Raw genomic sequence first — 15,710 nt, 5'->3', positions numbered from 1 at the left:
TTATTAGAAGCTTAAAAAAATTCTCTGTGAGTAGTGCGAGTATCATGAGTGGCATTCAACCAATTTATGGTATTCTTTTAGGAGTGTTCTTCTTAAACGAAGTACCTGCTTCGAACACTATCATTGGTGGAATTATTATTCTTTCAACCGTAGTTATAGAAAGTATTCAATCTAGTAAATAATAAAAAAGACGTATCCTCTGATAAAATTCTCTTCAAGAAATTTAGGATTGGATAATTATAAAACCCCTTTCCTACTTTTTGTTGCAAGTCTAGTTATTTTGTAAATGTTAAAAGGCAAAACCAAAACCTATGTTAAATATCGGTATCCCATTTTGAAATATGATAGGTAAGTCTTCTATTTCATCTTCGATAGATGTAGTTTCACTTATCGGTTCACCTTGAAAATTACCTTCTACCAAGATCTCTTTTGGCAACTGACCAAAACTATATCCTAATTCTGTTCTGAAGAAGAATTTTTTACCCAATCTAGCACCTATTTTTATATTTAAACCATTAAAAACCGCTTCAGCTTTTGCATTACCTTCATAAATAGTACCATCATTGGCTTTGTAATCTTCAATTTCTAGTTTAGCATCTACCTTTTGGTACGATAAAGCTCCGTATAACCCTCTACCTTCTGTACTTCTACTAAAATAAATGTTGGAGCCTATTTCAAAAGTGCTCAATTTTGCTGTGACGTTATCTTCTGTATATTTACCTCCTGTATAATTAACGAATGGAGCAATTCTATTATTAAGTAAAGGTATTAGATATTCAAATTCTAAACTTACCAGATTGGGAGTTCCTAGTTTCAAACCAATTCGGTAAGATCGTAAATCGTCACTACTATTTTGAGAGAAGCTTATAGTTGCAGCTACTAAGGCAATGGCAACTATTATAATTCTTTTCATTGTATAGGTATTTTGAGTTCAATTTAACAACGCTATTTTCACCGTATTATTACCTAAAAAATACTTAAAAAGAGACACTAAAAAGTGTCTCTTAAATCAAATGTAATGTTTATTCATCGTTTAGCGATCTGATTTTTACGTTTAAACTGTAGTGGTATTTTTACCCTGGTTGTATCCCACCCTAAAACCATTTCAGTAATATCTTGTTTATCTTTAAAAGCTATTGAAAATGTTTCAAGTTCTTCAGCTTTTTTAACAGGTATTTTTATTCTTGCTATATCAAATATAGCGTTATATTGAAATGCTCCTAAAACATCTAAATTGCTACTTAAAATGATCTCCCATTCATTCTCACTAGGAATCGTATATAATATATAGGTACCTTTCTTTACTTTCGTATCGCCAAATGTAAAATCTTCATAAAATTTTACCTCTGTAGCTTCATTTGCTCCTGTTCTCCATAATTTACCAAAAGGAACTTGCTTACCAAAAACTTGTTTTCCGTTTTTACTAGGGCGCCCGTAAATTACTTTTACTAAAGGGGGTGTTATATTGCTTTCTCTGTAATAACTAATATCGTGGGGAACTTTGTCTAGTTTTTGAAAGCTTTGTGCAAAACTGAACCCGCTAAGAAATAAGCTTATTACTAGTATTAAATTTGTAAGCTTTTTCATTGCTAATGTTTGAGTGTTTGTTATATACTTATGACACTCAAAACTTTAAAAGGTCACTTTTAAAAGAAAATACGCTTAAGTTACTGCTAACTTTCGAACTAGTTTAGCTAAGGTTTTAGGTGAAAATCGTTTTAGATACACTGATAATTTTTCTAAGGCTCCACCAATAATTACTTCGTGTTTCTTACGAGCGATAGCTTTTAACATTTTTTTGGCGAAATATTCAGGAGATAAGCCATTGGCAGTTTTAGTATCCATTTTATTTTGAGCCTGCCCGTCACCAGTTAACGCATTCATTGAAATATTTGTATTCACATAGCCCAGACAAATCAATGTTACTTGAATATTATACTTATGAATCTCTGCTCGCAAACTATCAAAAAATCCGTGAAGTGCATGTTTAGAAGCTGCGTATGACGAGCGCAAGGGTGTACCTATTTTACCAACAACCGAAGTAACTACCACTATTTGTCCTTTCTTTTCTGCAATAAAATAAGGTAACAAGGCTTTAGTTAAGGCAACTGTACCAAAATAATTTGTTTTGAAAAGATGTTCATCAACACTCATTTCTGTATCAATCGCCAATGCTCTTTGACTAATACCTCCGTTATTAATAAGTATATCTATGCTTCCGAAAAAGGACATTGCTTTCTCAACAATAGCATGTAAGTTTTCGTAATTATCTAAATCTAAGGGGAGTATTTTGACCCTATCTGGATAATCGCATAAAACTTTAACCATTTCTAGTTTTTCAATTTTTCGAGAAGAAATAATGATATTCGCACCCTGTTGAGAAAGTGCAATGGCAGTGGCTTTACCAATACCAGAGGAAGCGCCCGTTAACCATACTACTTTGTTTTGAAAGTCCATGAAATTGCCTTTTAACAAATGTAATGCAATCGATTTAAAACTGTATTTTTGTTTTGGTTCAGTTTTTGTAAAAACCATCATTAAACACGCTATTATGTCAAAACAGATTTTTTACGTTTTATTTCTTTTTTCTGCTTTTACTTTCTCGCAACATACTATAAACGGCACTTTAAAAACTACAGAAAAGTATCCTTGGATGCTTGCTTATAAACTGAATGGATCTAAACAAGATTTTGTAACCTATGACTCTATTAAACAAGGTACGTTTAAACTTGCCATGTCAAAAAACAGAGAAAAAGGAATGTATCGTTTGGTATATGACATGCAAAATCAAGGATACTTAGATATTTTTTATGATGATGAAGATGTAGAACTATCTTTTGTTCCAGGTAACGCTAAAAACACTGTAAAATTCTCAAAATCGAAAAATAATATACTGTACCAACATTATGTAAAAACGATTACTCCTATAGAAAACCGCTTAGATTCTTTACAAGTTGCGTATTTCACAGAATTAGATAAAACCTCAATCGAACAAGCTTATAAAAAGGAATTACAATTATTAGATGCTGTACAAAAACAATTTGAAAAGGACGCTACAGGGCTCTTCGTCTATGATTTTATAAAATCAGATCGTAGTTATTATAACGAAACACTTTATAGCAACCCAAAAGCGTATTTAGATGGTGTTACCACTCATTTCTACGATTATATAGATTTTTCTAATAACCAGTTATCAAATACTACATTTATTCATGATAAGATCAATGAATTTATTTTTAAATTAAATACTTCTGATGATATAGAAACACAAAGAAAGCTAAGAAAACAGGCTATCAATATTACATTAGAAAAACTTAAAACTAATCCTAAATTATCGCAAGATATTCAAGAGGGACTTCTCTATAATTTTGCTCAGATTCAAGATATTAAAATGACAAATCATGTACTCAACCATTATCTGACATTACCTAAAGAAAATCAGGATGTAAGGTTTATCAATGATATTAAAGGGCAATTGCGAACAGCAGTTGGCAATATTGCACCCAATATTTTATGGGAAGAAAAAGGAATACAAAAAAGCTTACTTAAAATGCATGGTTCTCCTAATTATTTAGTAGTTTTTTGGAGCTCAACTTGCGGTCATTGTTTAAAAGAACTACCGTTATTAAAAGCCTATTTAAAAGATAAACCAACGATAAAAGTGGTAGCTGTAGGCCTAGAAACTGAGCAAAGTAAAGCAGGTTGGAAAACAGAAACTGCAAAATATGCTAGTTGGACACATATTTATGGAAAAAATAAATGGAAGAATAAATATGCAGCTATTTATGGTGTCAATGCTACTCCTTCTTTTTATCTTTTAGACTCAAGAAAGATCATTTTAGATAAACCCAATGATGTAAAAGAATTAAAGATTTTTTTAGAAAAATAAATTAAAAATGTAAAAAAGCATCTTCAATATGTTCGATACTGAACGTGTTTTTTTCTTTTACAATAGCAACGATATCGAAGCGTACCTCAACATCTAAGTTCTTAGAAATTACATATTCGTCGATTGCAGCAACGAGTAATTTTATTTTTTTAGGATTTACAAAATCCTGTGGATTTCCAAAATCGGTTGTAGAGCGTGTTTTTACCTCAACAACAGCAAGTATCTCTTCTTTTTGAGCAATAATATCAACCTCTGCTTTTTGGTAGCGCCAATTCTTATCTAGGATTACGTATCCTTTTTTTAGTAGGAATTCTAACGCTAACTCTTCACCTTTCTTACCGAGCTCGTTATGCTGTGCCATAATTTTTATCTATATATTCAATTGCTTCCTGTTGCGATAATACAGCAAATTTTGCATAGCGTCTATGTACATCTACAATTTCATCTAAGGCTTCTTGAACCAGTTCTTTGTTTTTCCATGTATTTAAATCATTGATCACCGTTTTTAAGCATGCATTTTTATATGAGATTTGTCCTAATACATGAATTAGGGTATTTCTAACTCTTTTTGTTTCGTCAAACTGCAATACTTTTAATAAAGGTAATACATCTTGTGGGTGGGTTCTGCCTCTGAGTTCGATTCCGTGACATATTTCGCGGCGAATTTCTTTATTAGGATGCTTTAAATACCCTTTTGCCCAATCTAAAATAGGCTTCGGATTCTTCTCTCCCATTTTTTTCATAGAGCCAATCACAGCATTTCTTACAGAATGATGTTCATCAAACAATCCTTTGTCAAAGAATAATTGTACTAATTTAAAATTTGCTTTCCCTATTTCTCCAGCTGCATTCACCGTAGTTTGGCGAACGCTATCGACTTCTGAAATAACTAATTTTTTTAATGATTCAAGTAGTTGCTTTTGCAACTGTTTTTCAGCATAAAATAATCTGCCTATGGCAAGATATGCAGCTTTCCGTATGTACGTATCTTCATCTGAAAAATATCTAACAATAGTATCTAACCGATTTGCTTTTAAATCGTCTTTGATGTCCCGATTGATTGTGTCAACAAGTTGCGTACGTTCTTCTTTTGACAAATCATAAAACTTCATTACTTCTTAAACTTAATAGTAGTGTTCTTATCACGAACTTTTAATGAAACTTCACGCCCTAAGATTAAGGTTTTATTATCACGAATGTGCCCCGCGGGAAAATCAAAAACCACTGGAAAATCATATTCAGCAACCACATCTAATATGATTTGCTCTACGGGTTTACCAAAGGCAACATCATTCTCTCGAACTTTTGTAATACCTCCTACAATAAGTCCGTAACAGTTTTCAAAATAACCGTTCCGCTTTAAATTTTGTAGCATTCGGTCTATGTGATAGGCATACTCTCCAAGGTCTTCTATAAATAAAATCTTACCGGCTGTTTTCAATGAAGTTTTAGAACCCAAAACACTATATAAAATAGATAGATTACCGCCTATTAATTGTCCTTCAGCTTTTCCTTGTTTATTAAATTTAGAGCTTTCAAACTCATACTGCAACCGTTTCCCAAAGAGGGCATCATGCAAACTTTTTCGAGCTTCCTTTTGATTTTCAGCTTCAAGATGCAATGTAGAGGGCATAATGCCATGTATAGACTCTCCTCCAATATTGTGAATTGTATTATGTAATATAGTCACATCTGAGAAACCAACAACCCATTTGGGGTTTTTCGTAAACTTCGAAAAATCAAGCTTATCTATCATTCTTACGGTTCCATATCCTCCACGCGCACACCAAATAGCTTTAATATTAGGGTCATCTAGCGCATTTTGAAAATCTTCAGCCCGTTCTTCATCAGTCCCCGCAAAATGACCATTTGGTTTATATAAATGCTTACCAAGCTTAGCTTGTAAACCCCAACTATTTAACAATTCAATTCCGTCATTAATACTAGTAGAGTCAGAAATAACTCCGGCTGTTGCCAAGATCATGACGGTATCACCTTTTTTTAAATAGGGCGCTTGCATAAGCGGTGAGTTTATAATTTTTATTTTCTTTTTTTGAGAAAAAACAATTAGTGTATTAAAAAGTAACACGGCAATGAATACATTTTTAATTTGTTTCATGATCATCATTGTTTTTTGTAAAAATACATTTTTATGAACAAAAAGTTGTAGCTGCTTTTTCTTACTTTTGCCCTTACAATTTTTGAAGATGCATACTCCCAAGCGATATACCATTACTGCCGCGTTACCTTATACCAACGGACCCATTCATATCGGGCATTTAGCAGGAGTTTATGTGCCTGCTGATATTTATGCCCGTTATTTGAGAGTAACTGGAAAAGATGTGATCTACATATGTGGTAGTGACGAGCACGGTGTTGCGATACCGATGCGCGCGAAAAAAGAAGGTGTATCACCTCAAGAAATTATCGATAAATACCACAGTATTATCAAAAAATCGTTTGAAGATTTTGGGATTTCATTCGATAATTACTCACGCACATCGGCAAAAGTACATCATAAAACCGCTTCGGAGTTCTTTAAAAAAATGTATGAAAAAGGGCAATTTATTGAAGAAGTAACAAAGCAATTATATGACGCTGAAGCAAATCAGTTTTTGGCAGATCGTTTCGTGGTAGGTACCTGTCCGAACTGTGGATATGAAGAAAGTTATGGCGATCAATGTGAAAATTGTGGAACTAGTCATAACGCAACCGATTTGATAAATCCTAAATCTGCTATCACTGGTAATGTACCAACATTAAAAGAAACAAAACATTGGTTTTTGCCTTTAGATCAATATGAAGGATTTTTAAAAGAATGGATATTAGAGAATCATAAAAATGATTGGAAACCTAATGTGTATGGCCAGTGCAAATCATGGATCGATGACGGATTGAAACCTAGAGCTGTTACCCGCGATTTAGATTGGGGAATTGATGTTCCTGTAGAAGGTGCCGAAGGTAAAAAACTATATGTATGGTTTGATGCACCTATCGGTTACATCTCTTCTACCAAAGAATGGGCCGAACGTGAAGGCAAAGATTGGGAACCTTATTGGAAGGATAAAGACACAAAGCTTTTACACTTTATTGGTAAAGATAATATTGTATTTCACTGTATTATTTTCCCGAGTATGTTACAAGCGGATGGTGATTATATATTGCCCGATAATGTGCCTGCCAATGAATTTTTAAATTTAGAAGGTAATAAGTTATCAACCTCAAAAAACTGGGCCGTTTGGCTACATGAATATTTAGAAGAGTTTCCAGATAAGCAAGATGTATTGCGTTATGTATTAACAGCGAATGCGCCAGAAACCAAAGACAACGATTTTACTTGGAAGGATTTTCAAGCGCGCAATAATAATGAACTGGTTGCCATCTTTGGGAATTTTATCAACCGCGTAGTAGTATTAACGCATAAATATTATGATGGGCAAGTACCACTAGCTGGTAATTATTCTCAACTAGATGAAGATACGCTACAGCAATTAAGAAAATACCCTGAAATTATTGCTAGTTCAATAGAACGCTATCGTTTTAGAGAGGCATTGGGTGAATTGATGAATTTAGCACGTTTGGGTAATAAGTACCTTGCTGATCAAGAACCTTGGAAAGTTATTAAAGTAGATGAAGAGCGCGTACAAATTATTATGAATGTTGCGCTACAAATAGCTACAGGATTGGCTATTTTATGTGAACCTTTTTTGCCTTTTACCTCCGTAACGCTTAAAAAGATACTTCGTTTAGGCCATTACGAGGAGCCAAACGACGCGGCAATATCTGAAAATAAACAGATTACTTCTAATTCTTTGAATTCTCGCAATGACAAAGGTGTCATTTCGAATGAAGGTGAGAAATCTCTTTCTTGGAATGACGTTTCCGAAAATAGAGAATTAATTCCTTCTGGTCACCAAATCGGTAAAGCAGAACTCCTTTTTTCTAAAATTGAAGATACTGAAATTGAAAAACAACTAGCTAAATTAGAAGCTTCAAAAAAAGCAAACGAGCAAGCCGACAAGGCTGTAGAACCTCAAAAAGATACGATTGAATTTGATGACTTTACCAAACTCGATATTCGTATAGGTACCATTTTAGAAGCGCAAAAAGTACCTAAAACCAAAAAATTACTACAACTAAAAGTAGATGTGGGTATTGATGTTCGTACAATCGTTTCAGGTATTGCAGAATCTTTTGAACCAGAGACTATTATTGGTCAGCAAGTAACCGTTTTGTGCAATTTAGCACCTAGAAAAATTAAAGGTGTTGAAAGCCAAGGGATGATCTTAATGACAGATACATCAGATGGAAAGTTAGCCTTTGTAGAGCCAGAGAGAGCTGTTGCTAATGGGCAACAGATTAGTTGATTTATATTTGAATTTCCAATTATGGAATATATTTTCATTAGATAATGCTTATGGCATTAGAAGTATTTCTACAACTCTTCCATAAACATTTTTCGTCCATCCATTAATTCTACCATGATTGTTTCCAATCAATACACCTCTTTTAATGTTTTTACCTTTTACAAGGTGCGTAAAGCAGTTTCCACGAACTTTACAATAAACAATATCTCCTATCTCACAATCTTCCCAATGTATGGGCTCCAATTTAACAGGTTGTTTTGATTTTAAAATAGGTAACATAGAATTACTAGGTTCTTTTGAAATAATGGTTTCTCCATTTTTCAATTTTTGAATTTTCCAATTCATATTATAAATTTTTAAAAGTTATGTAGCACACTATTGAACTACATATCTCATAAAAACAACAAGAACCTTGTCAATGAACTCGTACAAAAATACTATTATTTTTTACAACATTTTAAATTTCAAACTATATTGACTTTAGCGAAGTTGTAAAAATAAAAAGTCTCCAATGCCGAACTGTACGGGAGGAGACTTTTATATAGATATTAGTTTTTACTAATTACTAATGGTTGATTTTAATACAAATATATCATTGAAATCTTAAGTAAATCTAAAGAAACTAGCCATTTAAGTAAAATTGCTTTATACGATATGTTTTTTGCCAGCCATCAATTATCACATTTTATTATTCGAATAAATCATACGCATATTGTGATTTTTTTTAATCTTTAACTACTTATAGTTCAAAATAGAGATTCTGAATGCCCAAAGAAGAAGAATTTATCAACGTCATTAAGCAAAATGAAGGCTTGTTATTTAAAATTACTAGTCTTTATACCGATTCAAAAATTGATGCTGAAGATTTACGGCAAGAGATTGTATATCAGTTATGGAGATCTTTTGATTCTTTTTTAGGAAAATCAAAAATTAGTACATGGATGTATCGAGTAGCACTAAATACGGCACTCGTATATCTTAAAAAAAAGAATCGTGTAACAATTAGTTCAGGTTTAGATGAAAAATTTATCGAGCGTATTGATCCTGTAGATTCTATAGTGGAAGATCGCGTAAAAGAACTTTACAAAGTGATTAAAAAACTAAATGAAATTGAGAGAAGTATTATTCTTTTATATCTCGAAGGCAATAGCTACGATGAGATAGCGCTTATTACGGGCTTTACCAAAAGTAACATAGGTACCCGAATTAATAGAATTAAAACAAAATTAAAATCGTTCATTAAAAACTAATAATATGGAATTAGAAGAGTTAAAAAATACTTGGCAAAGTATGAGCGTACAACTAGAGAAACAACAAGAATTGAATGATAAAATGATTTTAGATATGACAAAAATGAAATTTTCGAACAAAATAAAAACCATTGCTAACTTTGAAGGTTTGGGTGCAATTATACTGTTTATAACTTCATGCTACTTCATCTTTAATATGAAGGCATTTGATACCTTACCCTTACAAATATGTGCCTTTATAAGTATTTCTATAATGACCTTATTACCTATACTTTCGTTATCAACGATTTATAGAATGAATTCAATAAACCTTTCAAATGGTAATCAAAGAGATACTTTGATTGAATTTACCAAGAGGCGTTCTCAATTCTTGTTAGTCCAAAAATGGGGTGTTGGTTTATCTGTACTATTTATGTTTACTATTATGCCTTTAGCAATGAAATTAGGTAGTGGGAAAGATTTTTTTGCTGATGGAAATAATAACATAGTATGGTTTCCTCCTATTGGTATTGTATTACTTTTATTATTCGCTCGTTGGGGATACAACTGCTATAATAAAATAACAAATGACGCGGCAAATCTTTTAACTGAATTAGAAGAAGATTAGTAATAGAGCCACCAATGGTGGCTCTATTACTAATCTTCTTCTTTTTCTTAAGTCTATTTCCCACCTAACATTAATAATTCATTACAAACTACTTCGGTGATATATTTCTTTTCACCATTTTTATCTTCATAACTTCTTGAAGTTAGTTTACCCTCAATAGCAACTTCGTTTCCTTTCACTACATATTTTTCGATAATTTCTGCGGTCTTATTCCAGGCTATTATATTATGCCATTGCGTATCAGTAACTTTTTCACCTTTTGCATTTTTATACGATTCATTTGTAGCAATCGAGAATTTTGCCAATTTTTTACCAGAATCTAATGTTAAAATTTCTGGGTTGTTTCCTAAGTTTCCAATCAACTGTACTTTGTTTCTAAGCGTGTTCATAATTTTAATTTTTATTGTTTAACAGTTAAGCCAGTCCTGAACTTGATTCAGGATCTATTGAATATCATTAGTTCAATTCAACACCGCAAATATGTACTAGAATTAAAATTAGTATCGGTTGTTAAACGTTTACTTTCGATTGTAAATGAATGTAAACGAATAATTAATATATTTGTAGGCAACTACAAAATAAAATGACTGATAAAAAATGTTTAGAATGTGGTGAAAAAGTAGTGGGAAGAATCGATAAGAAATTCTGCTCAGACTACTGTAGAAATACATATAATAATAAAGTAAATAAGGAAAGTAAAAACCTTATTAGAAATACAAACAATAGACTTCGTAAAAATTATAAAATACTAACAGATCTAAATATTTCTGGAAAAACTAAAACAACTCGAAGAAAACTCTTTGATCGTGGGTTTGACTTTCATTTTTTTACTTCTATCTACACTACAAAAACAGGAAACACCTATTTCTATGTCTATGACCAAGGCTATTTGGCTTTAGAAAATGAACTCTATTTATTAATTAAAAGCGATTAAAATGTTATTACTTAAAACTATCATTTCATTTCTAAAAGATAAAGAATATCGCAATCTCTTGGCAACAACTTCAATAGTTATTGCGTTAGGTACCGTAGTTTACCATTATCTTGAAGACTGGAGTTGGTTAGACTCAGTTTATTTTTCAATAATTACACTAACCACCATAGGATATGGTGATTTCTCACCACAGACTAATGGTGGAAAAATCTTTACAATCTTCTATATTATTATTGGTGTAGGCATTATTTTAAGTTTTATTAATACCGTTTATTCACACTATAGTTCCATCCGTACCAACTCTAAAAATCTATAAAATAAATTTTAATAGGGGGAGTTTTTATTACTTAGTTGTTTCATATTCAGAAAGTAACTTACAAGCTTTCTGCCGAAAATAACGGGGAAATTGCTATGAAAAGAGAATACGATACGTTATAACTCCTTTCTCCCTAAGATTTAGGAATTATTAGTTTTTAGAGATTACTTAAAAGCCACTTACGAAGTGGCTTTTCTATTTGTAATCATTTCCAGTTTTGACCTTTTTGCTCTAGTGCAGCGATTAAAATGTCCTTTTGACTGATTTGACCCACCAACTTTCCATTTTCAACAATGGGAAAACGCCTTCGTTTAGAACTAATAAATTGTTTTGCCGCATCAAAAATATTAAGATTGCCATCAATGGTCTCAACATTTTTAACCATGTGCTTATCTACGGTATCGTTATCCATTGGCATATTATAATAGCGGCTTTCAGAAATTTGTTTGATACAATCTCCTTCAGAAATAATACCTAAAAGTTCATTTTTCTCATTTACAACAGGAGCTCCAGAAATTCTATTTTTTATAAGTGATTGCATCACGTCAGAAACAGACTGATCTGGTTTAAACGTGATTAATTTCTTTGTCATATAATCAGAAACTATTGCTGGCTTTAATTCCGCCTTTTTTGGTTGACTTCTACGTCCTTGAAAACTTTTAATACCCATAACAAGACTATTTTAACTTCTTAAATATAGTCATATTTTCTCAAAAAAATAATTGTTCTTTTAGTATGAGATACTACAGGCTACTTTTTTTACTTTTAACAAACACTAAATTCACCAAATGAAAAGGTTTATTCTCCCTATCTCTTTTATCATACTAATCGCTAGTATTTACTTTAGTTTTTATTCTTTAATGCCTCAAAAGCATTCGTCTGTAGATGCACCTTTAACCTCGTTTTCTACAGAACGAGCATTAATACATTTAAAAAAAATTTCAGAAAAACCACATTACGTAGGTACCAAAGCTCATAAAGAAGTGAGAGATTATCTCGTATATGAATTAGAGAAAATGGGCTTAGAAGCACAAATTCAAGAGCAGCTCATTATTGATGAAGGTCGGAAATCAGGCATGCGTACTCAAAATATTTTAGCTCGAATTAAAGGAATGTCTAATGGCAAGGCACTCTTACTCTTATCACACTATGATTCTGCACCACATTCTTCATATGGAGCAAGTGATGCAGGGAGCGGTGTTGTAACGATACTTGAAGGAATTAGAGCTTTTCTTGCATCAGAAAAAAAACCTAAAAATGATATTATCATATTAATTACTGATGGTGAAGAATTAGGTTTGTTTGGTGCGTCCTCATTTGTAAAATACCATCCTTGGTCTAAAGATGTGGGATTAGTTTTAAATTTTGAAGCTAGAGGAAGTGGAGGGCCAAGTTACATGCTCATTGAGACAAATGGTGGAAATAAAAATATGATTAAAGAATTTAATGCAGCAAAAGCTAAATTTCCTGTTGCCACTTCATTAGCCTATAGCATTTATAAAATGATTCCTAATGATACAGACCTTACTATTTTTAGAGAAGACGGCGATATTGAAGGTTTTAATTTTGCTTTTATAGATGATCATTATGATTATCATACAGCTCAAGACAGTTATGATCGTCTAGACAGAAACACCTTAGAACATCAAGGCGCATACTTAATGCCTTTATTAAATTATTTTGCTAATACAGACTTATCCAACCTAAAATCTGAAGATGATTATGTCTATTTTAACTTTCCTTTTTTAGGTATTGTTTATTATCCCTATTTATGGATAGTGCCCATACTTATAGTGGTATCTGTACTGTTTTTAGCCTTATTATTTTACGGAATTTCAAAAAATAAAATAAACTGGAAAGCTATTAGTAAAGGCTTTATACCCTTTCTCATTTCACTGCTAGTTGCTGGCTTAGTGGGTTATTACGGATGGCAATTCATCGAGTGGATGCATCCTCAATACAAAGAAATACAACATGGTTTTACGTATAATGGGTATCTATATATCGCAGCGTTTTGTGCTTTGGCACTTGCTATTTGTTTTGTTGTTTATAAAAAGTGGTTTAAAAAAGAAGATGCTTCAAATCTGTTTGTTGCTCCTATTGTCTTCTGGATTCTAATTAATATTGTTTTACTAACCTATCTAAAAGGTGCATCGTTTTTCGTAATTGTGCTTGTGTATGCCACTACCGTTTTGGGCATTTCGCTATTCTCAAAAATTTCAAATGAAAGTAAAACCTTTATATATACGGTGCTTGCCATACCGGTGCTTATCGTTATGGCACCAATGCCCAAAATATTTCCAGTGGCTTTAGGCCTCGAGATTCTTTATGTAAGTACAATTTTTATAGTCTTATTTTTCGGCATTCTTATTCCTATTTTTTCAAATTATAAAAATATGGGTAAACTATTTCTGGTGCTGTCAATTTTAATTTTTGTTGTTGCATCGTTCCAGTCTTCTTTTTCAAAAGAGCGAAAAAAACCAAATAGCATTAATTATGTACTAGACACTGATAAAAATGAAGCTTATTTTGTTACCTATTCACACAAATTAGATGACTTTACGGAACAATTTTTAGGTGAAAATCCCGAAAAAGGACATTATGATAATGATAAAAATAGTTGGATGACCTATCATAAAAAAGCCGAGATTAAAAACATCAAACTACCAGAGGTAATTACAAATAATGATACTGTAATAGATGGTTATAGACATATTGATTTTTCAATAATTCCTAAAAGAGATATTAGCAGACTTATACTTTCAACTAAAGATACTGTAGGATTCTCAAGCTATGCAATTAACGGGTATAAGTTTAAAAAAGCTAACGATGAAAAAGAAGTTTTTAGAACCTTAAATAGAAAACAATTGTTAAATTACTATGTGAGTAATAAAGATTCAATCATTACTATTCAATTCTCTGTAAAGGAAAACGAAGTGCCTAAAATTGATCTGTTAGAAATCTCTTATGATCTGTTAACAAACCCTGATTTCAACGCAATGCCTAGATCAGATACTATGATGCCAATGGCTTTTTTAGTAAACGATGCTGTTATGGTAAAAAAACAAATTGACTTCGATAAAAATAAACCATAAAATGTATCTTTGATATTCCAAAAAAATAAGTAATGAGCACCATCAACGATTTCAATTTTCAAGATAAAAAAGCATTAATTCGAGTAGATTTTAATGTGCCTCTTGATGATACTTTTAATGTAACAGATGACACACGTATCAACGCCGCGAAGCCAACAATCATAAAGATTTTAGAAGATGGTGGTAGCTGCGTACTTATGTCGCATTTAGGACGTCCAAAAGGTGTTGAAGACAAATTCTCTTTAAAACATATCGTCAATAAAGTAAGCGAGGTCATTGGTGTTCAAGTAAAATTTGTTTCAGATTGTGTAGGTGAAATCGCCGAAAAAGCGGCAAATAAATTACAACCAGGTGAAGTATTACTTTTAGAGAATCTTCGTTTTCATGATGAAGAAAAATCGGGTGATGTAGCCTTCGCAGAAAAACTCTCTAACCTCGGTGATATTTATGTAAATGATGCTTTTGGCACTGCGCACCGAGCACATGCATCCACTACCATTGTTGCACAATTTTTTGAAGGAAAAAAATGCTTTGGTAATTTATTGGCAAAAGAAATTGAAAGCATTAAAAAAGTACTTCACGAAAGTGAAAAGCCTGTTACTGCTGTCATTGGCGGAGCAAAAGTATCTTCTAAGATTGATGTTATTGAAAATATTTTAGATAAAGTAGATAATATCATTATTGGTGGTGGAATGGCCTTTACTTTTATTAAGGTAAAAGGTGGAAAAATTGGTGATTCTTTAGTCGAAGACGATAAACTAGAGTTAGCACAAGACATTTTAAATTTGGCAAAACAGAAGAACACAAGAATTCATTTACCAATAGATGTTATAGCTGCTGATGCTTTTAGTGAAGATGCAAATACACAAATATTTCCTGCTAACGAAATACCTGATGGCTGGATGGGCTTAGATGCTGGACCTAAAACCAACGTTGGATTTTCATTTGTTATTGCCGATTCAAAAACTATTTTGTGGAATGGACCTTTGGGTGTGTTCGAAATGTCAAAATTTGCAAAAGGTACTATTGAATTAGGCAATGCTATTGCTGACGCTACTGCCGAAGGTGCTTTTTCGCTTGTTGGCGGAGGCGACTCTGTAGCCGCCGTAAAACAGTTTGGTTTTGAACATAAAGTTAGTTATGTTTCTACTGGCGGAGGTGCAATGTTAGAAAGTCTAGAAGGAAAAACCTTACCAGGAATTGAAGCTATTCTTAATTAGATAATTTGGTAATTCTATAATTAGTTAATTAT

General features: G+C 32.3%; 18 protein-coding genes. 9 read left to right on the top strand and 9 right to left on the bottom strand.

Annotated features, from left to right (window positions below):
- A partial coding sequence (locus AC1EUY_RS13930) for an EamA family transporter (protein ID WP_480196157.1) occupies positions 1-182 on the top strand: 182 nt, incomplete at its 5' end.
- 107 nt (positions 183-289) lie between these two features.
- Here the strand turns inward: AC1EUY_RS13930 and AC1EUY_RS13925 are convergent.
- From AC1EUY_RS13925 to AC1EUY_RS13915, 3 genes are all read right to left on the bottom strand, one after another.
- Entirely contained in the window at positions 290-913 is a 624-nt protein-coding gene (locus tag AC1EUY_RS13925; RefSeq protein WP_480196156.1) for a hypothetical protein, read from the bottom strand.
- Between the two features lie 113 nt (positions 914-1,026).
- The gene (locus AC1EUY_RS13920; RefSeq protein ID WP_480196155.1) at positions 1,027-1,587 is read right to left on the bottom strand and encodes a DUF2911 domain-containing protein; all 561 of its coding nucleotides are present in this window, start codon (positions 1,585-1,587) and stop codon (positions 1,027-1,029) included.
- A gap of 75 nt (positions 1,588-1,662) precedes the next feature.
- Complete coding sequence (locus tag AC1EUY_RS13915; RefSeq protein WP_480196154.1) at positions 1,663-2,457, bottom strand: SDR family oxidoreductase; 795 nt, start codon at positions 2,455-2,457, stop codon at positions 1,663-1,665.
- A 94-nt stretch (positions 2,458-2,551) separates the two neighbouring features.
- Here AC1EUY_RS13915 and AC1EUY_RS13910 point away from each other — a divergent pair, with 94 nt between their 5' ends.
- Positions 2,552-3,889, top strand: a complete 1,338-nt coding sequence (locus tag AC1EUY_RS13910) for a TlpA family protein disulfide reductase (protein ID WP_480196153.1) — start codon at positions 2,552-2,554, stop codon at positions 3,887-3,889.
- A 1-nt stretch (position 3,890) separates the two neighbouring features.
- On the opposite strand, the gene AC1EUY_RS13905 is transcribed toward AC1EUY_RS13910, so the two are convergent.
- The 3 genes from AC1EUY_RS13905 to AC1EUY_RS13895 are packed head-to-tail and all read right to left on the bottom strand — an operon-like array spanning position 3,891 to position 6,008.
- Positions 3,891-4,250: a YraN family protein gene (locus AC1EUY_RS13905; protein WP_480196152.1), complete on the bottom strand. Its 360-nt coding sequence runs from the start codon at positions 4,248-4,250 to the stop codon at positions 3,891-3,893.
- Positions 4,237-5,001: a HEAT repeat domain-containing protein gene (locus AC1EUY_RS13900; RefSeq protein ID WP_480196151.1), complete on the bottom strand. Its 765-nt coding sequence runs from the start codon at positions 4,999-5,001 to the stop codon at positions 4,237-4,239. The genes AC1EUY_RS13905 and AC1EUY_RS13900 overlap by 14 nt, the downstream gene beginning before the upstream one ends.
- On the bottom strand, positions 5,001-6,008 hold the full coding sequence (locus AC1EUY_RS13895; protein WP_480196150.1) for a S66 peptidase family protein: 1,008 nt from the start codon (positions 6,006-6,008) through the stop codon (positions 5,001-5,003). The genes AC1EUY_RS13900 and AC1EUY_RS13895 overlap by 1 nt, the downstream gene beginning before the upstream one ends.
- 88 nt (positions 6,009-6,096) lie before the next feature.
- Between AC1EUY_RS13895 and metG the strand changes: the two genes are divergently transcribed.
- Positions 6,097-8,256: a methionine--tRNA ligase gene (gene metG, locus AC1EUY_RS13890; RefSeq protein WP_480196149.1), complete on the top strand. Its 2,160-nt coding sequence runs from the start codon at positions 6,097-6,099 to the stop codon at positions 8,254-8,256.
- 48 nt (positions 8,257-8,304) lie between these two features.
- On the opposite strand, the gene AC1EUY_RS13885 is transcribed toward metG, so the two are convergent.
- On the bottom strand, positions 8,305-8,601 hold the full coding sequence (locus tag AC1EUY_RS13885; protein WP_480196148.1) for a S24 family peptidase: 297 nt from the start codon (positions 8,599-8,601) through the stop codon (positions 8,305-8,307).
- 419 nt (positions 8,602-9,020) lie between these two features.
- On the opposite strand from AC1EUY_RS13885, the gene AC1EUY_RS13880 reads away from it, so the two are divergent.
- Both AC1EUY_RS13880 and AC1EUY_RS13875 read left to right on the top strand, forming a co-directional pair.
- Positions 9,021-9,506, top strand: a complete 486-nt coding sequence (locus AC1EUY_RS13880) for an RNA polymerase sigma factor (protein ID WP_480196147.1) — start codon at positions 9,021-9,023, stop codon at positions 9,504-9,506.
- A 4-nt stretch (positions 9,507-9,510) separates the two neighbouring features.
- Positions 9,511-10,113, top strand: a complete 603-nt coding sequence (locus AC1EUY_RS13875) for a hypothetical protein (RefSeq protein WP_480196146.1) — start codon at positions 9,511-9,513, stop codon at positions 10,111-10,113.
- A gap of 53 nt (positions 10,114-10,166) precedes the next feature.
- On the opposite strand, the gene AC1EUY_RS13870 is transcribed toward AC1EUY_RS13875, so the two are convergent.
- A complete protein-coding gene (locus AC1EUY_RS13870) occupies positions 10,167-10,502 on the bottom strand; it encodes a single-stranded DNA-binding protein (RefSeq protein WP_480196145.1) in 336 nt (111 codons plus the stop codon).
- Positions 10,503-10,696: 194 nt separating this feature from the next.
- Here AC1EUY_RS13870 and AC1EUY_RS13865 point away from each other — a divergent pair, with 194 nt between their 5' ends.
- Together AC1EUY_RS13865 and AC1EUY_RS13860 are read left to right on the top strand one after the other, a co-directional pair.
- On the top strand, positions 10,697-11,047 hold the full coding sequence (locus AC1EUY_RS13865) for a hypothetical protein (RefSeq protein ID WP_480196144.1): 351 nt from the start codon (positions 10,697-10,699) through the stop codon (positions 11,045-11,047).
- Position 11,048: 1 nt separating this feature from the next.
- Positions 11,049-11,363, top strand: coding sequence for a potassium channel family protein (locus AC1EUY_RS13860; RefSeq protein ID WP_480196143.1), 315 nt, complete (start codon positions 11,049-11,051; stop codon positions 11,361-11,363).
- 205 nt (positions 11,364-11,568) lie between these two features.
- Here the strand turns inward: AC1EUY_RS13860 and AC1EUY_RS13855 are convergent, their stop codons facing one another.
- Complete coding sequence (locus AC1EUY_RS13855; RefSeq protein WP_480196142.1) at positions 11,569-12,033, bottom strand: CBS domain-containing protein; 465 nt, start codon at positions 12,031-12,033, stop codon at positions 11,569-11,571.
- 118 nt (positions 12,034-12,151) lie between these two features.
- Here AC1EUY_RS13855 and AC1EUY_RS13850 point away from each other — a divergent pair, with 118 nt between their 5' ends.
- Entirely contained in the window at positions 12,152-14,458 is a 2,307-nt protein-coding gene (locus AC1EUY_RS13850; protein ID WP_480196141.1) for a M28 family peptidase, read from the top strand.
- A 32-nt stretch (positions 14,459-14,490) separates the two neighbouring features.
- The gene (locus AC1EUY_RS13845) at positions 14,491-15,678 is read left to right on the top strand and encodes a phosphoglycerate kinase (RefSeq protein ID WP_480196140.1); all 1,188 of its coding nucleotides are present in this window, start codon (positions 14,491-14,493) and stop codon (positions 15,676-15,678) included.
- The last annotated feature ends 32 nt before the right edge of the window (positions 15,679-15,710 follow it).

This window comes from Maritimimonas sp. 2210JD6-3 (assembly GCF_056591795.1).
The sequence above is the reverse complement of the archived record's forward strand: the minus strand, read 5'-3'. Positions and strand labels throughout refer to the sequence as shown.